The organism is Kaistella palustris DSM 21579, from assembly GCF_000422265.1.
GTDB lineage: Bacteria > Bacteroidota > Bacteroidia > Flavobacteriales > Weeksellaceae > Kaistella > Kaistella palustris.
This window is the reverse complement of record NZ_KE383813.1, coordinates 188,304-208,858: the sequence shown is the minus strand read 5'-3', so window position 1 is coordinate 208,858 and position 20,555 is coordinate 188,304. Positions and strand designations below refer to the sequence as shown.

Genomic DNA, 20,555 nt, shown 5'->3' with positions numbered 1-20,555 from the left:
AAACAGTGCGATTCGGGTTATTATTAATGGTGTATTTTTGAAAAAAAATTTATTTGATGCGGAATTTTTCTGTTTTTGTCTTTCTTCTTTTTTGCTCTTTGGGTACGGCGCAAACCGTCACTCTTTTAGATCCTGCAACCAATGCAATGTACCCTTCGCAGATGTATTTTTGCGCGGGCGAAAAATTTTCTTTAAAAGCGGACGCAGCGGCATCTTCTACGGGTGATTATGCTGTTGCAAAAGAAAACCCTTCGAATTATCCGCTGTCGCCGGGTGGAACGCCGATTGTTTTTCCGGCGACCGGTACCAATAAATTCAGCCAGGTTATTCCAATCGGTTTCACATTCAGCTTTTACGGGAAAGATTATACGAACGTGGTTGCGGGAAGCAATGGCAGGTTAGTTTTCACAAACAGCCCGGAACTTGCCAATCTCAATAATATAAATACGTATATAGACCGACCTTTCAGTGGAATTGGAGCTTTTCCGCTTTCAATCTTGCCATCCACTGATTATAACAAAGTTTACCGGAATGCTCCCGCGCAGGAACTGAATCTTGCGCAGATCTTTTTTGGATATACTAATTTGGTCCCAGCTTCGGCGAACGGCACTGTAACTTATAGTTATAAAACAGTTACAACTTCTGAGGGTGAGCCAGCTCTTCAGATATCTTATCAAAACCAAATTCAGACTGATGGTGCGGGAAGCATTTCGAGTTCAAAATATAACAGCACCATCTTGCTGATAAAAGGTGGTAAGATCGTTATTAATGTAACAAATAAAACGGAAGATACCTACAATGCGATTCTCGGAATTCAAAATGAAGACGCTTCAAAGTGGAAAGTTCCTGCCCACAATACAATTCCTTCGGATTATAATAATGGTCACTGGAAAAGTGAAGGCCTGGCGATGGTGTTTACACCCAATCAAAATTTAACACCCAAATTTGAATGGTCGCAAAATGCCACTGTATTAAGCGAAACCTCGGATACATTGTCTGATTTCAGTCCTAATGACGGTGATATCTTAATAGTAAAAGTGACTTATGCGGAAGATGCCTCATTAGTTAAAACAGGACAGGTGAAGTTTATGCGGATCCCGAAACCCGTTATTACGGCTGGTGGAGCAGGTGGTTGCGTAACGGGCGTTAATCTAACTGTGCCCGGCGATCCTGATTTAAATTTTGAATGGTTTCTCGTGGGAAATACCGAAGTTATAGGAACCGGAAATTCATACTACGCGACGCAAACGGGAAGTTATTTTGTTCGTGCTTCCAGAAAAACTTTGCCGGTCTGTTCTGTCGATTCTGACCCCATTCCTGTAAATCGAAATTCTACGATTCCCGCGTTTAATGAAAGCAATACACCGCTTTATTATTGCGAAAACTCCGGTGCTGCGAGTAAATCCATTAATCTTTACAATTATTATCCGGCTGATCCGACAAAATATAGTTTACTGTTTTCGGAAAACGGAACTGCCATTTCCGATCCGTCCAATTTTGTGATCAGTGCGAATACAAACAGAACCGTCCATATTTATGTGAATGATCCTGCATCGACCTGTACCATTGATCAGGATTTTGTGATACGTTTTGATTCATTGCCGCTGCCGGTTGATAATTTACCTAAAAAATTCTGCTATGGATCTGCTTCCGTAGATGTTTCGCAATATCTGCCGGAAATCGGAGGTGCAAGTTTTGCCCTTTTTGATTACCAGTATTCAACAGATGGGACTTCTTATTCTACAAATTCCGTCATTAATCCAAAAAGTTTTCCGAAGGTGTGGATTAAGATTTTACCTAAAAATCCACCAGCGGGCAGCTGCAGTACGATTTCTACAATTGTTTTTACGGAAGACACAAAAGTAGTCGCAAACACTCCTACAACGCAGTTGCCGCCACAATGCGCGAGTGCAACACAAACTTTCGGTCTGGAGTCGCTGATTCCTGAAATTAATCCGGATCCCAATGTGACGGTAACTTTTCATGAATCTCCGCAGAACGCAGCAGACGGAGTTGGTGCTGTTGCATACAATTACAGAAGCGGACTCGGCTATACAACGCTTTACATTCGTGTTGTCGATAATTCTACAGGCTGTGTGTCCCCAGATCGTCCTACAATTACACTTTTAGTTTATCGCAAGCCGACTTTGACAGCGAATACCTTAACGAAAAAGAACTGTCAAGGAAATACATTTTTTGATCTGACACAAAATCCTTCGACGTTGACCAATGCGCAACCTCCCGTTTCTGTGACGTTAGAATATTATGCACCGAACGGAACTTTACTTACCGGAAACGATATAACAAGTTATAACGAAGCGCTTTGGGGCGCAAATCCTTATATTAAAGTCATTTACAATACAACCTGCGGTGATTTGGTTACTTTTAATTTATCTTACAATCCAAAGCCGATTGCCCTCCGCACTCAAATTCCAATCTGCTCCGAAACGACCTATTCACTTGAAGATTTTAAAAATCAAGTCATTAATAATCCTTCACAGTATACTTTTACTGCTGAAGACGGAGGTGCACTTCCTTCAAGTTTTGATGTGAGTTCAGGAGCACTACCGAAAGAGATCAGGTTTTACATCAAAGATAATACAACAGGCTGTACTTCGGAGCTGCAAACGGTCACTTTTGTACAGAACGGGAATTCAGTATTGACTGTAAATGAAATCACATACGAACTTTGTGATCCTGATTTTGATGGAATAACAACATTTGATTTGGACTCAAAAAAATCAATTTTTACTACCGATCCAGCTGCGGTTTTTGAATATTTCAAAGACGCTTCTTTCACGCAGGCAATTCCGGCTAATTATACGAACAAAACGCCTTTTGCACAAACTGTTTATATCAGAATTACGCTTCCCGGCTTTTGTCCGTCCGATGCAGAAATCCATCTGAAAGTGAACATTCCCACAAAATCTTCTACGCTGCTGGAAAAGTATTTTATTTGTTTTAATGATACTTTAACTATAGATGCAGGTCCGGAAAATGATTCAGTTACCTGGAGTGACGGAAAAACCGGGCGTTTTGCAGATTTCACGCAGCCCGGAAATTATTCTGTGACGCTGCAAAATGGTGTTAATGGTTGTCCATACACGCACAGTTTCAGCATTTCTGATGAAAACCAACCGAAAATTCAGGTGATCAACCAAACGAATACTTCCATTGAAGTTGTGGCGGAAGGCGGCACCAAACCTTACTGGTATTATTTTAATGGCGTGAAGCAGCGTTCGCCCATTTTACAGAATCCCACCGAAGACTCTTATCAGATCCAGGTACAGTCGGACACAGGATGTTTCGGGCCACCGAAAACCGTTTATTTCATCAAGATCACCAATGCATTTACACCCAACGGCGACGGCAAAAACGATGTCTGGAAAATTGATAATCTCGACAAAATGCAACAGGTTTCTCTGCTGATCACAGACCGCTACGGCCGCAAGGTTTTTGAAGCCGCAAATCCAGCAAAAGCCGAATGGGACGGTAAAACCAACGGCAGGGAACTACCTACTTCTTCTTATTGGTACGTGGTTTCGTGGTTCGATCCGGTAACGCAGAAAAGCGAACAGCGGCAGGGCTGGATTTTGCTGAAGAACAGGAATTAGGTTTTAGATGGCAAATATTAGATTTTAGATGTCAGATGTCAGACTTTAGATTGTAGATCATAGAATTTTGGATTTGAGCATTTGGGAATGTGAAAATTTGAGGATTCTGGGGCTGAAACGAATAAAAAAGACGGGGTTATCCCCATTTCCACAATAAGTGTATTTGCTTGTGCAGGCAATAACTTTTTTCTATTTTCGTTGATTAAATGTGGATAGCGCTGTTAGAGCTCCGAGCTCTAACAGCGCTCAGCAAATCCCTAAAAACTTCCAGAAAATCAGGATTACATGAATTCAAAAAAGATATTAGTCGCAGCCGCGATTTTCTATTTCGGCTTATCCGAAGCACAACAATCTCAATATTTCAGCGACCGCGAAAATTACCGTTTTAACCTCGCCGAAAATCTTTACCAAAATAAAATTTATAACGCTTCTCAGTTCGAATATGCCCGACAGTATTTCTACAACGGGAATCTTTCCAATTCTAAAAAAGAAGCAGCACAGTTTTTCGATAATGTTATCGGCGTTATTTTGCGTGAGAATCATGCAGAACAAGGTTTAGATGCTTTTATTAAAGAATATCCAAACTCGGCTTATTTCGCGCAGGCAAATTTACCTTTGGCCGATTTTTATCTGGCTCAAAAGGATTTTGATAAAGCTTTGGAAACTTTAAATAGCGTCAATCAATACCAACTTTCACGAGAAGAAAATACGCAATATATCATGAAACTTGGTTATGCGAAATTCATGACCGGCGATTCTCAAGGTGCGATTGAAGCTTTAGAAGAAGCGTACAAAACGAGCGAAGGTTCCGATAAAAACGATATCGCATATATGTTGGGACATCTGTATTATGCGGATGGACAAAACGATAAAGCCTTCACTTATTTCGATCAGATTAAAGATAACGACAAATATGCACGCGTTGTAAAACCGTATTACGTGCAGTTATATTTTAATGATAAAGATTACGATAAGGCGATTGTAGAAGGAAATGCGTTGCTCAACGAAAATATTTCCGCCGATTATAAAGCGGAAGTTCACAAGATGATTGGCGAAAGTTATTTCATGAAAGGTGATTACAGTTCGGCTTATCCGCATTTAAAAATTTATCTGGAAAGTAAGGGAAAACCTTCTGAAAGTGATTTGTATGAAATGGGATTTGTTTCCGCACATTTGAAAAAATATGATGAAGCGGTTTCTTATTACAATCAATTATTAAACAGTAATTCGGCGACTTCTCAAAACGCATATTACCAGTTGGGAAATGCTTATTTAGAAGTGGGTAAAAAACAGGAAGCGCTTTCTGCGTTTCGTTCGGCGTATCAAATGACATACGATCCGAAAGTTCAGCAACTTGCTCATTTACAATACGCTAAGTTAAGTTATGAACTCGGAAATCCTTTTGAATCTGCTTCAAATGTGATTCAAAGTTATATTACGAAATATCCGAAAAGTCCAGATACTGCAGCAATGAAATCACTTTTGGTGAAATCTTATTTGTATTCAGGTGATTATAAAGGAACATTGGCGGCAATTGATAAAATGCCAAATTCCACTCCGGAAACCGATAAAGTTGATCAGGAAGTTTCTTACTTAATTGGAACAGAAGAATTCAATAAAGGGAATTTAGATGCTGCAGAAAAGTATTTTCTAAGAAGTTTAGAATTCAATATCAATAAAGAATTTCATTCTAGAGCATTGTATTGGTTGGCGCAAACTTATTATCAAAAAGCCAATTATTCTTCGGCGATCGTTCGTTTTGAAAAATTACAGAATGAAAGTTTCCCTGAAAAACAACAGTTGAATTATGATTTGGGTTACGCTTATTTTAAATCAAAGAAATTCGACAAAGCGAAACAATATTTTGAAGCATATTTAAAAGATCCAAAACCGGAGTTTAAAAAAGATGCAGAACTTCGATTGGCAGATACCTATTATGCAAATAATGATCTGAACGAAGCAATTGCAATTTACGATAAAACGGAAAGTGCTGATGATTACACGATGTTCCAAAAAGCGATGGCTTTAGGATTTAAAGGGGATACCGTTGCGAAAATTGCGGAATTGAAAAAGTTGCTGGCTCAGTATAAAAATTCAGAATATTTTGACGATGCACAATATGAAATCGGAACTGCTTATGCCGCGAATGATGATTTTAAAAACTCAAACGATTATTTCACACAAGTCATCAAGACCAGTACAGATAAAGATTTAGTTGCAAATGCTCAGATTTATCGTGCTCAGAATTACATCGACCAAAACGAAGATTCCAAAGCTTTATCTGAATTAAAGTCTCTTGGAAATCAATATAAAAACACGGCGTTTGCAAGTAAAATTGTTCAGGCAGCAAGACCGATTTTCATTAAAAATAATGATGTTTCAGGCTATCAAAAGTTTGCCCAAAGTTTAGGCGTAAGAATCGATGCTTCAGAAATTGATGAAATTAACCTGAACACGGCGAAGTCTTATTACGCAAGCAAAGAATATCAGAAAGCAATTCCGCTTTTTGAAAAATATTTAACGCAGAATCCAACCGGAGAAGGTTTGTATCAGGCGCAATATGAATTGGGAGAAAGTTATTTCCAGACTCAGAATTCTACTAAAGCATTGTTGGTTTTGCAGGAAGTTGCGAATGTTCAGAACGATTATCAGGAAGATGCGCAAACCAGAATTACCCAGATTTATTTAGCGCAGAATAATACGAATGAAGCTAAAAAATATTTGGTGTCGCTTTCTAATTCTACAAACGTGAATGTTAAAAACTTCGCAAATGTAGAATTAATGAAGATTTACGCAGACGAAAAAGATTTCAAAAAAGCAGAAATGCTGGCTGATTTAGTTTTGCAAAATCCTAAAAATTCAGCTTCGGTAAATGAATTGGCGAAAGTAATTAAAGCCAGAAGTTTGATGAACAATGGTAAAGACAACGAGGCGAAAACAGCATATACGGCTTTAGAAAAATCCTCGAATACGGAAGTTGCTGCGGAAGCTTTATATGCAAAAGCGTTCTATCAAAACAAAGGAAAAGCCTTTAAATCATCCAATGAAACGATTTTCAAACTGGCTAATAATTATGCTTCCGAAGAATATTGGGGCGCAAAATCTCTGGTCTTAATGGTTAAAAATTATATTGGCCTAAAAGACAATTACCAGGCGAGTTATACCGCCGATCAGATTATTGCCAATTATGGTGATTTCCCGGAAATTGTTGCAGAAGCAAAGGATTTAAAAAAGCAAATTAAAAAATAAATCCAGTAAGCCACGAAGTGGCGCTATCAATAGCAATGGGTGCAGCCCATTAAAAGAAAATTAAAAAAAACTCCAGCAAGCCACAACGTGGCGAGATCAATAGCAATGGGTGAAGCCCATTGAAAGAAATCAATAAAATGGGTGAATCCCATTGACAAGACGTAATAAAATGGCGAGAAACGATTGAACGTCGAAAAAAAAATAAATAAATGAACAAACGATTTCAAATATTATCCCTGTTATTTTTAGGATTTTCGCAATTTGCATTTTCCCAGATCAAAGAAGAAAAATTGATTTTGGACCGAAAGCGCGAACCGGAAGTAAAGAAAATCGAAAAGAAGAAAACTTCTGTCGAAGCAGAAAAAAATTATCCACCAGAAGAAAAATCTGCGAATCCGCCGACTTACGATATTACCAATGTTCCGGCATCTTCAGATTTTAAAACCTCGCTAATTCAAGGTGAAGATATCTCGCCGAAATTTGATGCAGAATATCAGAACAACTATTTCCAACTCGGAATGGGGAATTACGGTAAAATTCTTGCCGACGGAAACATTTCTACCAAATTAGAAAACGGAATGGAAGTCGGAGGAGATGTCCATTTCCTTTCTACCAATGGTTTGCGTAAGATTTACGACTGGAATTCAAAACAAAATTCCGGTAATGTCGGTTTATATTTGAATTCTTACGGTGATAAAGGGAAATTCAGCATCAATGCCGATTATGGTTTAAATGATTATAACTATTACGGAATTTATGCATTTGATCCAGGTTCTTCGAATATAGATTTAAAACAGAAAACCAATCGTATTAAATTAAATGGTTATTACGATTTTTATTCGAATGAAATTTTAAATGATGTTCGCGTGAAATCATCGTTCCTGACAGATCACTTCCACGCAAAAGAAAATCAGGCTGAAATCCTGGTGAATTTATCAAAGCATGGAGTAGAGCTTCCAAAATTTGATGACGTGAATTTTAATGCCGATCTCGGAGTGAATCTGGAAACGGTACAGTCGGATTTTGATATCCTGAACAAAAATTCCTCCGAATTCTTCAATGCGACTTTAGCACCGAAAATGACTTTCTTTAAAGGAAAATCGTATGTAATGATCGGTTCTGATTTTTCGTTTTTAAATGCTAAAAATTCAAATCTTGTTTTGGCAGATAAGATCAAGAACAATAAAACCTTTTGGTTTCCAAAAGCAGAATTACAGTTTGCAGCGGCAGACGAATTCAAGTTTTATGCAGGAATTACTGGTGGCTTAAAGTTAAATACTTTCGCGAATTTACTGGAAGAAAATCCGTATTTGGTTTCGGATCAGGAACTCCGACCTACAGAAACAAAATATAAATTTTATTTTGGTTTGCGTGGTGATATCGACCAGAATATTAAATACAATTTCAGTGCAGGATTCGGAAAAATGAACGATATTCTGTTCTTCAAAGCGAATGATCTGTATAATTATGCGGTAGATTATAATCGGCCGGCTTACGATTTTGCCAATACTTTCTCTTCGGTTTACGACAACGGAACTGTAAGCGAGGCGAAAGCCAGCGTGCAGTATTTCCCATTAGCGAATCTGGCATTGGACGCGGAATTAAGTTTTGAAAAATATATGCTCGATAATTATGATGACATTTATTATAAGCCATTGGTAAAAGCCAGTATTGGCGGTAAATATGCAATGTTGGACAAAAAATTGAACCTTGGCGCGAAAGTATTTTTCGCGACGGATCAAACCACAAATTCATTTGTACTTGATAATGATGGTATTAATCCCGATGTTTTTTTCTCTGTGCAAAACACAAATGACAAAGTTGGTGGATTTGCAGATTTAAATTTGTCTGCAGAGTACCAGGTTCACAAAAATTTCAGTATTTTTGCACTCGGAAACAATCTTCTCAACACCCAATATCAAACGTACAAAGGTTACAAAGTTTTGGGAGCACAGATTTTGGCAGGAGTGAAGATTCATTTTTAATTAATAATTATTGATTAAAAATTAAAAAATGGCTGCGTAGTTCAACTGGATAGAATATCAGATTTCGGCTCTGAGGGTTAGGGGTTCGAATCCCTTCGCGGTCACAAAAAAAGGATGAAATTAATTTTTCATCCTTTTTTGTTTTCTATCAATTATTATATTAACTTTATTAATTGCATTTTAGTGCAGAATATTATATGATGACTATGAAAAAAATAATTATAATCTTTTCCTTAATTTTTTCAGGAATAGCATTCGGACAGTTTACGATTGCAGATTCATCTGACAGTTGGGAAAAGATAGGCAATGTTTATGCACACACTATTCTGTACGAGCGAACAGATAAGACAAAGGCAAAAATAGAGTATCGCGATTTTCAGAATGTAAATCCATATAGTATGGACTTAAGTTATTATATTTTTGAGTTTTCAACTGAACCTGACACCTTAGAAAAAATATATCAAATATTTAAGGACCATTTTGCCACTAAAAAAGAGGAAACAGTAACTCTACAATTTCCAGAAGGTAAAATGATTCTTGAGTTCGGCAAATCATTTGGCGCTTATTATGGTAATTTTAAATTTGAGAAAGCAAGTGAATTAATAGATAAAGGTGAAAAATCTATGAAAACTTCTGGTGCATTCACTGAAAGACAACTGAGCAAGTTGTTCGGTAAAAAATAGAGATTCTTAATATTATCAGTGTAAGATCGAAGAAATGATGAATTAATAAAATAAAACGACACAACTTAAATAAGTGGTGCCGTCTTTACTTTCGATTAAATCTTAGAATCTATTCAATCTGCTATATATAATGATGTGTTTCTGAATAAACCGGTGCAACTGAATTAATTATTGGTTACCGCAAGTTTTACTTCAATATTGTTTCGTGTCGCATTGGAGTAGGGACAAACCTGATGTGCCTGTTCTGTTAAGGATTGAGCTTCTTCCAAAGAAACACCCGGAACATTCACATCCAGCTCAACCGCTAAGCCAAAACCGCCATTTTCGAGCTGGCCGATGCTCACTTTTGCTTTCACGGTGGTTTCACCACTTTTGATTTTTGATTTTTTAATGACCAAATTTAAAGCGCTGTCAAAACATGCGGAATATCCTGCTGCAAAGAGCATTTCAGGATTAGCAAAATCGTCACTTGCTCCTCCCAGTGATTTTGGAGTTCTAACGTCCAATTCCAGAATTCCGTTTTCACTTTTTACATGTCCGTCACGACCACCTCTAGCGGTTGCATTTGTAGTATATAATGTTTTCATTACTGTTGTTTTTCTATTATCTGTAATAATTTATTGACTGATTCTCTCAGTTCCAGCAGGTCACTTTCCGATAAATTAAGTTTTTCCTGCATTTTCCCCGGAATTGCACAAGCCTGCTTTTGGAGTTGATCGCCTTTATCCGTCAGGAAAACCTCAACTACGCGCTCGTCTTCCTTTTTTCGGTGTCTGATGATATATTCCTTCGCCTCCAGTCTTTTCAATAGGGGAGTCAGCGTTCCGCTGTCCAGGTAAAGCTTTTCACCGATCTGGTTCACAGTAAGTCTTTCAAATTCCCACAGAACCATCATGACCAAATATTGCGAGTAGGTAATATCCAGTTCCTCCAAAAACGGGCGGTACATACCGGTGATTTCTTTGGCGATGAGATAGAAGGGGAAGCAAAGCTGTTCGCCCAGTTTTGGCGTGGGATTTTCCATAATTTAAAAGGATAATTGTATTCCTTTATTTTTTAATGATGAATTCCTCCATAGGAATCCGTACTTTTTTCATGTGCGAAAGATAATCTTTCTCAAGATCTCTGTAACCAAGATAGAGCAGCGTGACACTTTTCAGGCCAAGCTCTCTTAAGCCTAATATTTCATCCACAACTTTATTGCTGAAGCCTTCAGCGGGCGTACTGTCAATTTTAAGTTCTGCAGCCTGCGCCATTGCCAGTCCCAGTGCAATATATGTTTGTCTGGCAGTGTGCGCAAAGTTTTCTTCGGCTGTCTGCGCGCCGTACATCTGTTTCAGTTTGTCGGTATAACTGCTGAATCTTCCTTTCGGCAGGTCCCGTACTTCGGTATGATAATCGTATACCCTGTCTATTTTCTCTTCCGTATAAGTATCCCAGGCGGCAAAAACCAGTACCTGCGATGAGTCTTTCATTACCTCAGGGTTAAGGGCGCCCTGAACCATGAGTTCTTTCAATTCCTGATTTTGAACCACAATAACCCGGAAGGGCTGCAGTCCAGAAGATGTGGGCGCAAGCCTCGCGGCTTCCAGTATTTTATTTAAATCCTCTTCCGATACTTTTTTTGAAGGATCATACGCCTTTACAGCATGTCTCCATTTTAAATCTTCTAATAAGGCCATAACTTTTAATAATTTTCTACCGCAAATATAGTAAACAATTAAATTGCACACAATATAATTAAGGGTTTTTTTTCGTTTTTTATAAAAATCGCTGTTAAAATGCGACATTATCGATATTTTTTCTGTTGATATTAGGCTGAATCCCGCATAAATGTTAAGTTTGCAGACTAAATTAATTTTTTATGAAAGAACTTATTGAAAAAATCAACGCAGAATTTGAAACATTCACCACAGAATCTACACAACAAGCGGAAAAAGGAAACAAAGCAGCTGGTACAAGAGCCCGTAAAGCAGCTTTGGAATTAAGCAAACTGTTCAAGGATTTCAGAAAAGTTTCTGTAGAAGAATCTAAGAAATAAGACTTCTTAAGCCGGCTGTCAGTCGGTTTTTTTTTGCTTTTCATTCTAGGTTTCGCGATCTAACATTAACTGCGCACGAAAATGCAGTTGAAATTTTTAACGGATTTTCAGGTTGTATTTAACTGCAGTTTTTTTCTTCTTTTTATAAGTAAATAAATTTCTATATTTGTGAACACACAAATGCTATGAAAAAATTTACTTTTTTTCTGTTTATCCTATGCGGTATTCAGATATTTCCTCAGATTACTCTTTCAAGAGACAACTCCTTCGCCACCGGCGGAACATTTACGACCGGATTCACTGCCGGCGAAACTGTTTTACAAAGCAATGTCCTGGTCCTGCCGGATAATGCCATCCTTTTCCTCATCAACACTTCTATAAAAAGTTACATCTTAAAGCTCAGGCCCAACGGAAAGTTAGACACTACTTTTGGGAACAATGGCAGGTTGCAGTTTGACCAGAATAATTTTGTAAATGCATTGCTGCAGGGTGAGAAGATCATCGTCTGCTTCGGGCCGAAACCTTCGGATTACAACACCTACGAAGATTCAAAAATTCTGCGGTTTAATTCAAACGGAAGCCCGGACCTAACTTTTGGAAACAGCGGCGTAATAAATGAAGTCACAGAAAGTACCAACCCGCAGTCGCTGAGTGTTTTGGTTCTTGACGACAGAAGTCTTGTGGTCAGCAATTCCAACAGCACAAATGCTAAAAAATATACGGCCGACGGTAAACTGGATACCGGTTATGCCGGTAACGGCGAAATACAGTACGACTATCACTTTCCGCTCGGGCAGTCTGCAAACGGAAAAATTGCAACCTGCGATGTGAATTCACTTTCCTCGTCTGTATTTTCATTCTATCACATCAATGCTTTGAATGCCCATACTGTTTTGGATTTAAATGATAAGATTTGCCACCAGTATAATGGAGTTACATTGCAGAATAAGACCAATGTTTCGACCAGGATGACCAATGAAGGACTCGTATATTCCGTTTTCGAGTACAAAAATTATCCGCTCCCTGATTTCAGCAGATTAGTTGTAATTCGTAATGAGCAGCTTGATTCCGGTTTTAATGGCAGTGGTTTCGTGTCTTCCGCAAATTATGAACAATTTTTAGACACCGGTTTTACAGATAATTCATTTTTTGTCCTTAAACAGAAAGATGATCAGAAATCAATAAGTGCCTATTCCACATCGGGAAATTCCTTAATGATAAACAGCCGCAGTGATTTTAAACTTCTTTCCGGACACGAAATTGAAGTGAAAGACAACTATATTTTAGTCAACTCCATTGTTCCTGCGGACGGACAAAATCCTGAGCAGGTAAAAATTGAAAAGTTTACGGTCGTTGATGAGCGCCTTTCAACAGCAGCTGTCACCCTTAAAAGTATCGAAGTTGAAAATCCGCTTAAGGATTTCCTGCGCATTAAAAATGTTGAGAATGCAGCCGGATTTGCGCTGTACAATACGGAAGGACGGATGGTGTTGGCCTCCAAAAACCCAAATTATATGAGCACCGCCAACCTCCTGCGCGGCAATTATATTTTAAAAATCGATATGAAAGACGGTACTGTCTTTTCGAAAAAACTGATCAAGAACTAGTTTTCTGTACAGCGCATTAAACCGGAACTTTTAACTTCAAAAAAACCGCCTGAATTTCAGACGGTTTTATTTATTTTATTGAATGCGGTTCTAGCCCATCTTTTTTGCATCAGCTACGAACTGTTCCAAACCCTTGTCGGTCAACGGGTGGTTAAGCAAATTCAGGATTGACGGTAACGGCGACGTTACTACATCTGCGCCGATCTTTGCACAGTTGATGATGTGCATTGGCGAACGGATCGATGCAGCAAGAATTTCTGTATCGAACATATAATTATCAAAAATAATCCGGATTTCTTCAATTAAATTCATTCCGTCAACGGAAATATCATCTAACCTTCCGAGGAACGGAGAAACATAATTTGCGCCTGCTTTGGCTGCCAATAAAGCCTGACCGGCAGAGAATATTAAAGTACAGTTGGTTTTAATTCCTTTGTTTGAAAAATATTTTAGAGCTTTAATTCCGTCTTTGATCATTGGTATTTTCACTACGATGTTCGGGTGAATTGCGGCGAGTTCTTCACCTTCTTTGATCATTTCATCATAACTGGTGCTTAAAACTTCGGCAGAAATATCACCGTCAACAATTTCGCAAATGGTTTTGTAACGGTTAAGGATCGCCTCTTTTCCGCTGATTCCTTCCTTAGCCATTAGCGATGGATTGGTCGTAACACCATCTAAAATTCCGAGTTCCTGTGCTTCTTTTATTTGCGCAAGGTTTGCCGTGTCGATAAAAAATTTCATATTGATTTTTGTTTGTGCAAAGGTAAGATACTTTCCTTACATCTTTAATTAAAGGGCGAAGGATTAATCTTCTTTCGCTGACAGTTTTTCTTCAATAACTGCCAATGCAGATCTTACATCGCGCATCTTTTCCATTGAATCTGCATCGATTTCAATATCAAAAGCTTCTTCCACATCCAGAACTACATCGACCAGATTGGCAGAGTTGATATTCAGATCATTGATGAAATCAGTATCTTCGGAAATATCTGCTAAACCTTCTCCGTTTTTTACATAAGGCTTTACAATTTCCTTTAATTTTTTAATGGCTTCTTCTCGGTTCATTATGTGATTTTAATTTTAAGAATATTTTTTAAAGATAGCACATCCGTTTACATCTCCAAAGCCAAAACTTACTTTTGCCGCAAAGTTGATGTCTGCTTTTAGTAGTTTTTGCGGAATACACGCCGCGTCAATGAACTGACCGATCTCTGGATTCAGATCTTCGCAGTTGATGTTTGGCGCGACAAAATTTTCAGATACCTGTAAAACAGTTGCAACAGCTTCTATACTGCCAGCTGCGGAAAGGCAGTGTCCTGTCAATGCCTTCAATGAATTGATGTATGGAAAATCTTTCCCTGAGCGCTTCAAAGCTTCAGATAAGTTCTGAATTTCGGCAGCATCTTTTGCAGTGGCAGTTAAATGACCGCTTATATAATCGATATCGTCTGCTTTAATTCCTGCCTCCAGGATCGCATCCTGCACACACTTTTTTACGGCCGCGGAATTTGGTGCAGTCATACTTCCACCGCCGCGCTGCCCACCTGAATTAATGTTTCCGCCCAGAATTTCACAATAGATTTTTGCATTTCGCGCCAACGCAGATTCCAGATCTTCGATTACCAAAGCGCCGGCGCCACTTCCGGGAACAAAACCCGCTGCAGAAGCACTCATCGGCCGGGAAGCCTTCTCCGGCTGCTGGTTCGATTTGAAAGTACACACTTTTATAGCGTCGAAACCGGCCCAGATATAAGGTCCTGAATCACTTGTGCTACCTGCCAGAATACGTTTTGCCTTGCCGGATTTTATACGGTCAAAAGCCATAATAATACTTTCTGTACCGGTTGTACACGCGGAAGAATTTGTGGTGACCTGGTTTCCCAAACCTAATTTGCCGCCCAGATATGCGGAAATGCCGCTGTTCATCGTCTGCGAAACAGCTGTACTTCCCAGCCTTCGGGTTTGCAGCGCATCGATTTTGTAAATACTTTCACGAAATTTTTCGACGCCGGAGGTTCCTGTGCCGAAGATCGTTCCACTTTCCCAATCCGGATCTGCACGTTCTGATATCTCCAGACCTGCATCTTGCCAGGCATCTAAACCTGCAATCACGCCGTACAAAATTCCTGTTGAATTAAAATTCCTCAGTTCTAAGTCGGTGAAATATTTTTGTAAATTTTCTTTGTCAATAGGTGGCGTCCCCGAAACCTGACAGGAAAACTGCAAATCTGCTAATTGTTGATCGAAGCTTATTCCGGAACGGCCTTCTTTTAAAGCCACACAGAAATCTTCCAAGCCAACACCATTTGGTGCAACAACGCCTAAACCTGTAATGACGACCCTTTTTCCTTTCATAATTTTTTAGTTGCTATTTGGTGTGACTTTCGCACCGATTTCCACGGCTTTTCATAGATTTTTAAATGCTAACTTTAAATAATTTTAATCTGTATGGATAATTTCGCTAAAGCAATTTGTACCTGTTTTCTCAGGGTCGGTAATTCTTTCTCCACGAAATCCATGAAAATCTGTGCAATCTGTGCTCGAAATCAGGCAGCATACATTTTAGCTCACATTAATTTCGTTGCATGATATCGGTGCAAATCTGTGGAATCTGTCCGCAAAGACTTTGCTGCATATTTTTCTATTATTAAAAAACTACTTGATAATTCCCGCGATATGACCTTCACAGACGATTTGGGATTGTACATTCAGCATTTTGACTTTGCATTTTAATTTATTAAATCTAAAATAAATTTTCTCCGAAATGACTGTGACTTTTTCACCCGGAAAAACCGGTTTTAGAAATTCGATTTCTGTAGATGTTAACCCAATCTGACTTTTCGCAGTTAAATCGTTGCCAATCAAAAAGATCCCGAGACAAACAACACCAATTTGTGCCATTGTTTCTGTTAAGATCACACCTGGAGTAACCGGATTATTTTTAAAATGACCTTTATAAAAACCGGAACTTTCTTTAAAAGTAAAAATGCCGGTCACGCCGTTTTCATCCACACGCAACAGATCATCCACGAATAAAAATGGCGCCGAGTAAGGTAGTTTTTCGATAATTTCTGTTGTGTCCAACTTTTTCTTTGTTTTTTTTATAAGCTTATCGAGGCTGTAAATTGTTAATTACAGTCAATAATTAAAAATTAATAATTAATAATTAAAAATGAGATTCTTTTCATCAAAAATTTATACTCAGTAACAATTCATAATCCATAATCATCATTCATAATTCAACATTCATCACAAATCTAACATCTATCATCTATCATCTATCATCTATTGTCTAACATATGTTGCAAAGAATCTAACACAAATGTTCGCCGCCATCGACGGGAATTATGCAACCGTTGATCCAGGCTGCTTCATCTGTACATAAAAGACTGACCACATTTGCCACATCATCGGGCTCAGTTAACCGGTGGAAAGGGTTGCGTTTTTGGGTATGCTCTTTTATTTGCTCACTTCCCGGAATCATCTGTAGCGACCGGGTATCCGTCACGCCTGCCTGAATGCAGTTTGATCGTAGTCCAAACGATGCAAATTCCAAAGCAATGTTTCTGCTAATTGCTTCCAAAGCGGCTTTTGCAGCGGAAACCGCGCCGTAGCTGTTGATCGGTCTTGTACTCCCTTCGCTGGTGAATGCCAGAATTCTTGCATCTTCTGCAAAAAGCCTTTCGCTAAAAATCAACTTTGTCCAGTCGTATAAACTTGTGGCCATCGCCTGAAGTGTAATGCTGAAATCATCTGCAGAAAGGCAATCGTCACCAGTCATAGGTTTTAAATTTCCTTTTGCGATACTGTGTAAGAGACACCGAATTTTCCCGCCCGAAGCTAAAGCTTGTTTCAATTCCGCTAAAATATCCTGCTGATGCTGAAGATTCAGCGCATCTTTGTTTAGGCTTAAAAATCTGATGTTTTGGTCCTGGATCAACGAAAATTCTTTATTAATGACTTCCAATTCTGCACGGGCATTGCGGTGAATAATGCAGATGTTCATTCCTTCTGAAGCCAGTTTTTTTGCAGAAGCTAAACCTAATCCTGAACTTCCGCCCAGGATCAATGCCCAAAAATCTGTATTCTCAAATCTTTTTACCATTGCAGTAAAACTCTTTGTGCAGAAAATCCAGGTCCAAAACTCAGCATCAGACCTTTGTCACCTTTTTGCGGATTTTGATTCATAATTTCTTCTAAAACATAAAGTACGGTGGCGCTTGACATATTGCCGTACAGGCGCAGCACTTCTTTAGTCATATCAATATTTTTTCCTAATTCGGAAAATAAACCTTCAACCATCTGAACGATCTTTTTTCCGCCGGGATGAAAAATTAAGTGGTCGATATCATTAATCTCTAAATTACTTTTCGCCAGAAAAGGGTGAATAATTTCCGGAAAATGTGTCCCGATCGTATCCGGAACTTCGATATCCAAGATCATCTGCAAACCCGAATTTGTCAGTTTAAAACCCATCATATGTTCATTATCATAAAAATGATACATTTCTTCGGCAACGATCTCAGGACCTTCCGCATCTTCATCCGAAGAAAGCAGGACACAAGCTGCTCCGTCGCCAAAAATTGCAGCACTTACAATATTCGCCATCGAAAAATCTGTCAGCTGAAAAGTGGCAGTCGGACTTTCTACCGCAATTACGGCGGCGCGTTTTCCCGGGTTGGCCTGCAGAAAATTTTTAGCATAGATAATTCCGGAAACTCCGGCGGCACAACCCATTTCTGTAACGGGTAATCTAACTATATCCTGGCGTAAATTTAACTTATTGATGAGATAAGCATCGAGCGAGGGAATCATAATTCCGGTGCAGCTTACTGTGATGATATAATCCAGCGACTGTGGTTCCCAGTTGGCTTTCTTTAATGCTTTATCTAAAACTTTTTCGCCGAGGGTCACCACTTCGCGCGCATAAATATCATTTTTTTCTTCAAAAGAGGTAGCAGTGAAAACTTCAACCGGATCCATGATGGAATACCGTTCATCAACTGCAGCACCTTCAAAGATCTTTTTGACTTTGCGCACAAAACGGCTTTCCTGGCCGGCAAGCCACTGGTCCAGAAAAGGTAAAACTTCAGCAGTTTTGCGGGAATGTTTCGGCAGCTGTTTGGCAACTGTAACTATTTTTACGCTCATATATCATTGTGCGGTACACTTGTCCAGGACCTTGCGGAAAGTTATCTGTACCTTTTTTTTAATTATTTTTTTCGATGATCCACTGATACCTGAAAGCCCATTTCCATCTGATACTGTAATTTTTAAAATTCAGGTTTTTGGAATATTTGGTCAAATCTTCTTTTTTAAAGCCGCGCAGGATGGAGATCAAACCATCATCGGCCGTCATTTTATCCAGCCTAAATATAAAGATAATTGCCTGAAAAAGCCGGTATGCGATCTTACTGCGATGCAGATCATTCACCACGATGCCTTTTTTCACAAGTGAAAACAGAACTTTCATAATTCTGACAATCCCTTCATCCTTAAAATGATGTAAAGTAAGTGTAATCAGCGCAATATCGATATTGTTTTTTGAAAAATCGTAATGAAAAATATCTTCTGCGAGATAAGAAATATTATCAAAACCTTCAGAACATTTTCGGGCGTGCCGGATCGTGGCTTCGTTGGCATCAATTCCTATCAGCCGGAAGTTTAATTGATTGCGACTGGCATAATAAGACAGCATGCGAAGCATATCGCCACTGCCACAACCAAAATCAATTATTGTAACCTCCGTATCTGCGGGCACATTTTTAAGTAAATATTTCACGCCATTTAAAGTCACGGAATTGCCGCCCAGAAGTTGGTTGATTTTGGAAATATCATCGAGCGCGGTAACAAGTGCATCGTTATCCATTGAAAAATCGTCCATCGATTCTTCCAGATCAGTGCGGTGAGTCGTGTCTAAAGCCATCAGCATTTTACAGCAATTTTTTTGCCGTGCGTATTTTTAATGATAACCGGGAGTAAAAAAGGAAAGTAGGTGATAAAATCTGTAAGCACTTCCGATAACCGGCTGTTCTCGAAAATTGCACCCAGAAAACGTCCGAACCTTAACCTGTTTTTAAAATTTTTATTCCAGTTCTGGGTATAGTTTTTTTCCATTTGGCTCCTTGTAATTTCTTTTGTAATAAATTTCGCGACCTGTTCTGATGCCAGTTTCGCGCTGTGAATTGCCATTGCCATGCCGTTTCCGCAGAGCGGATGAATTAATCCTGCGGTGTCGCCCATCATTAAAATATGGTTTTCGACATTTTCTTTTTTGTCAAAGTTAATCTGACTTATTGTCAAGGGTTTTTCAAAACAAGAGGTGGAATTTTCCAGAATATTTTTTAAATGTGGATTTTGAGAAACTACTTTTTGCTGAAATTCTTCAATATTTTTAAATTTTTTAAATGATTCAAAATTTGTTAAATAGCAGATATTCAGCAGATCATTTTCAACTTTTGAAACACCGCAATATCCACCTTTAAAATTGTGCAAACCCACAACGTCGTTTTTAAATTCACCTCTATAATGGGATTTTACCGCAAGCCAGGGCGATTTTTGCGCGATAAAATTCCGGTGCATTTTTAAATCCAGATTTGACCTTTTTCCAAAAGCACCCAATGCGACTGCTGCCGTGAGCGTTTTGCCGGAGGCTAATTTAACTTCAAAGTAATCATCTTTAAAAATAACTTCATTCACCTGGTCTTCAATAATCTCGCAATTTTGTGAAAGGGCTTTTAAATAAAGTGCATGATCCAAAGTGTATCTGCTGATCCCAAATCCACCCAGCGGAAGTTTGGTTTCAATAGTTCGGCCGGATTCTGATGAAAACTGTAATGTGGAAACGTGCGTTGGTTTTAATTCTTCAATATTAATTCCCAACCAGTCAAAATAGGGAAGGACTTCATTGGAAATATATTCGCCGCAGACTTTGTGTTTTGGGTAAGAATTCTTTTCGATAACAGTCACTTCAGCCCCCGCTTTCGAAAGGTGAATTGCACTCGTTAAACCTGCTAAACCGCCACCAATGATGATGACTTCGGTATTGCAATTTGAATTCTTCAATTTTTTTATTTAAATGTAGTAAATTTTAAACCACGAAATTTTTTTAATAACCACAAAGGCACAAAAGTTTGATTCTACAATTTAATTTTTAAACACATAAGTTTAAGTTCAAAAGCAATACCCCGAAAAGGACACATTAGTTTTCAATTCCCGAAAGAATTCTTAATGAACTTAACTTTTTCGTGATTTTTAATGGTAAAAAATTTAAGATTATTCTGTCGCAGATTTAGCAGATTCTCTTTAACACATGAGTCACATCAGTTTCAAGTAGATGCAAGGTTCACTAAAGGTTGGTGCGGAATCTGATT

The 20,555-nt window shown here is 38.6% G+C and carries 17 protein-coding genes and 1 tRNA gene; 7 read left to right on the top strand and 11 right to left on the bottom strand.

Annotated features, from left to right (window positions below; translation table 11 throughout):
* The first annotated feature begins 56 nt into the window (after positions 1-56).
* The 5 genes from H562_RS0113550 to H562_RS0113530 all read left to right on the top strand — a co-directional run bounded on the left by H562_RS0113550 (position 57) and on the right by H562_RS0113530 (position 9,531).
* Positions 57-3,614, top strand: coding sequence for a T9SS type B sorting domain-containing protein (locus H562_RS0113550; protein WP_027377995.1), 3,558 nt, complete (start codon positions 57-59; stop codon positions 3,612-3,614).
* A 285-nt stretch (positions 3,615-3,899) separates the two neighbouring features.
* Positions 3,900-6,863, top strand: a complete 2,964-nt coding sequence (locus H562_RS0113545) for a tetratricopeptide repeat protein (protein ID WP_027377994.1) — start codon at positions 3,900-3,902, stop codon at positions 6,861-6,863.
* Positions 6,864-7,072: 209 nt separating this feature from the next.
* Positions 7,073-8,848, top strand: a complete 1,776-nt coding sequence (locus H562_RS0113540; protein ID WP_027377993.1) for a TonB-dependent receptor — start codon at positions 7,073-7,075, stop codon at positions 8,846-8,848.
* 30 nt (positions 8,849-8,878) lie between these two features.
* Positions 8,879-8,952: transfer RNA gene (locus H562_RS0113535), tRNA-Arg, on the top strand.
* A 102-nt stretch (positions 8,953-9,054) separates the two neighbouring features.
* Positions 9,055-9,531, top strand: a complete 477-nt coding sequence (locus tag H562_RS0113530) for a hypothetical protein (protein WP_156832011.1) — start codon at positions 9,055-9,057, stop codon at positions 9,529-9,531.
* A gap of 164 nt (positions 9,532-9,695) precedes the next feature.
* On the opposite strand, the gene H562_RS0113525 is transcribed toward H562_RS0113530, so the two are convergent.
* The 3 genes from H562_RS0113525 to H562_RS0113515 are packed head-to-tail and all read right to left on the bottom strand — an operon-like array spanning position 9,696 to position 11,213.
* Positions 9,696-10,118 (bottom strand): organic hydroperoxide resistance protein, encoded by a 423-nt coding sequence (locus tag H562_RS0113525; RefSeq protein ID WP_027377991.1) that lies wholly within the window; start codon positions 10,116-10,118, stop codon positions 9,696-9,698.
* Entirely contained in the window at positions 10,118-10,555 is a 438-nt protein-coding gene (locus H562_RS0113520; protein ID WP_027377990.1) for a MarR family winged helix-turn-helix transcriptional regulator, read from the bottom strand. Before H562_RS0113520 ends, H562_RS0113525 begins: the two co-directional genes overlap by 1 nt.
* 25 nt (positions 10,556-10,580) lie before the next feature.
* Positions 10,581-11,213, bottom strand: coding sequence for an NAD(P)H-dependent oxidoreductase (locus H562_RS0113515; protein WP_027377989.1), 633 nt, complete (start codon positions 11,211-11,213; stop codon positions 10,581-10,583).
* A gap of 182 nt (positions 11,214-11,395) precedes the next feature.
* On the opposite strand from H562_RS0113515, the gene H562_RS0113510 reads away from it, so the two are divergent.
* Both H562_RS0113510 and H562_RS0113505 read left to right on the top strand, forming a co-directional pair.
* The gene (locus H562_RS0113510) at positions 11,396-11,572 is read left to right on the top strand and encodes a histone H1 (RefSeq protein ID WP_027377988.1); all 177 of its coding nucleotides are present in this window, start codon (positions 11,396-11,398) and stop codon (positions 11,570-11,572) included.
* Positions 11,573-11,757: 185 nt separating this feature from the next.
* Entirely contained in the window at positions 11,758-13,179 is a 1,422-nt protein-coding gene (locus H562_RS0113505; RefSeq protein WP_027377987.1) for a T9SS type A sorting domain-containing protein, read from the top strand.
* Between the two features lie 90 nt (positions 13,180-13,269).
* Here H562_RS0113505 and fsa read toward each other — a convergent pair whose 3' ends face one another.
* From fsa to H562_RS0113465, 8 genes are all read right to left on the bottom strand, one after another.
* Positions 13,270-13,923, bottom strand: a complete 654-nt coding sequence (fsa, locus tag H562_RS0113500; RefSeq protein ID WP_027377986.1) for a fructose-6-phosphate aldolase — start codon at positions 13,921-13,923, stop codon at positions 13,270-13,272.
* A 63-nt stretch (positions 13,924-13,986) separates the two neighbouring features.
* Positions 13,987-14,247, bottom strand: coding sequence for an acyl carrier protein (locus H562_RS0113495; RefSeq protein ID WP_027377985.1), 261 nt, complete (start codon positions 14,245-14,247; stop codon positions 13,987-13,989).
* 15 nt (positions 14,248-14,262) lie between these two features.
* Positions 14,263-15,537 carry a beta-ketoacyl-[acyl-carrier-protein] synthase family protein gene (locus H562_RS0113490; RefSeq protein WP_027377984.1) on the bottom strand — a complete coding sequence of 425 codons (1,275 nt, stop codon included), beginning with the start codon at positions 15,535-15,537 and terminating at the stop codon, positions 14,263-14,265.
* A 300-nt stretch (positions 15,538-15,837) separates the two neighbouring features.
* Positions 15,838-16,266: a 3-hydroxyacyl-ACP dehydratase FabZ family protein gene (locus tag H562_RS0113485; protein ID WP_027377983.1), complete on the bottom strand. Its 429-nt coding sequence runs from the start codon at positions 16,264-16,266 to the stop codon at positions 15,838-15,840.
* Between the two features lie 229 nt (positions 16,267-16,495).
* A complete protein-coding gene (locus tag H562_RS0113480) occupies positions 16,496-17,287 on the bottom strand; it encodes an enoyl-ACP reductase FabI (protein ID WP_027377982.1) in 792 nt (263 codons plus the stop codon).
* A complete protein-coding gene (locus H562_RS0113475; protein ID WP_027377981.1) occupies positions 17,281-18,333 on the bottom strand; it encodes a type III polyketide synthase in 1,053 nt (350 codons plus the stop codon). The genes H562_RS0113480 and H562_RS0113475 overlap by 7 nt, the downstream gene beginning before the upstream one ends.
* Positions 18,334-18,391: 58 nt before the next feature.
* Positions 18,392-19,108: a methyltransferase domain-containing protein gene (locus H562_RS0113470; protein ID WP_027377980.1), complete on the bottom strand. Its 717-nt coding sequence runs from the start codon at positions 19,106-19,108 to the stop codon at positions 18,392-18,394.
* Positions 19,108-20,247, bottom strand: coding sequence for an NAD(P)/FAD-dependent oxidoreductase (locus tag H562_RS0113465; protein WP_027377979.1), 1,140 nt, complete (start codon positions 20,245-20,247; stop codon positions 19,108-19,110). Before H562_RS0113465 ends, H562_RS0113470 begins: the two co-directional genes overlap by 1 nt.
* Positions 20,248-20,555 lie beyond the last annotated feature (308 nt).

Coding starts and splice junctions, on each gene's coding strand:
- H562_RS0113550 (WP_027377995.1), top strand. CDS start 57: ATGCGGAATTTTTCTGTTTTTGTCTTTCTTCTTTTTTGCTCTTTGGGT.
- H562_RS0113545 (WP_027377994.1), top strand. CDS start 3,900: ATGAATTCAAAAAAGATATTAGTCGCAGCCGCGATTTTCTATTTCGGC.
- H562_RS0113540 (WP_027377993.1), top strand. CDS start 7,073: ATGAACAAACGATTTCAAATATTATCCCTGTTATTTTTAGGATTTTCG.
- H562_RS0113530 (WP_156832011.1), top strand. CDS start 9,055: ATGAAAAAAATAATTATAATCTTTTCCTTAATTTTTTCAGGAATAGCA.
- H562_RS0113525 (WP_027377991.1), bottom strand. CDS start 10,118: ATGAAAACATTATATACTACAAATGCAACCGCTAGAGGTGGTCGTGAC.
- H562_RS0113520 (WP_027377990.1), bottom strand. CDS start 10,555: ATGGAAAATCCCACGCCAAAACTGGGCGAACAGCTTTGCTTCCCCTTC.
- H562_RS0113515 (WP_027377989.1), bottom strand. CDS start 11,213: ATGGCCTTATTAGAAGATTTAAAATGGAGACATGCTGTAAAGGCGTAT.
- H562_RS0113510 (WP_027377988.1), top strand. CDS start 11,396: ATGAAAGAACTTATTGAAAAAATCAACGCAGAATTTGAAACATTCACC.
- H562_RS0113505 (WP_027377987.1), top strand. CDS start 11,758: ATGAAAAAATTTACTTTTTTTCTGTTTATCCTATGCGGTATTCAGATA.
- fsa (WP_027377986.1), bottom strand. CDS start 13,923: ATGAAATTTTTTATCGACACGGCAAACCTTGCGCAAATAAAAGAAGCA.
- H562_RS0113495 (WP_027377985.1), bottom strand. CDS start 14,247: ATGAACCGAGAAGAAGCCATTAAAAAATTAAAGGAAATTGTAAAGCCT.
- H562_RS0113490 (WP_027377984.1), bottom strand. CDS start 15,537: ATGAAAGGAAAAAGGGTCGTCATTACAGGTTTAGGCGTTGTTGCACCA.
- H562_RS0113480 (WP_027377982.1), bottom strand. CDS start 17,287: ATGGTAAAAAGATTTGAGAATACAGATTTTTGGGCATTGATCCTGGGC.
- H562_RS0113475 (WP_027377981.1), bottom strand. CDS start 18,333: ATGAGCGTAAAAATAGTTACAGTTGCCAAACAGCTGCCGAAACATTCC.
- H562_RS0113470 (WP_027377980.1), bottom strand. CDS start 19,108: ATGGCTTTAGACACGACTCACCGCACTGATCTGGAAGAATCGATGGAC.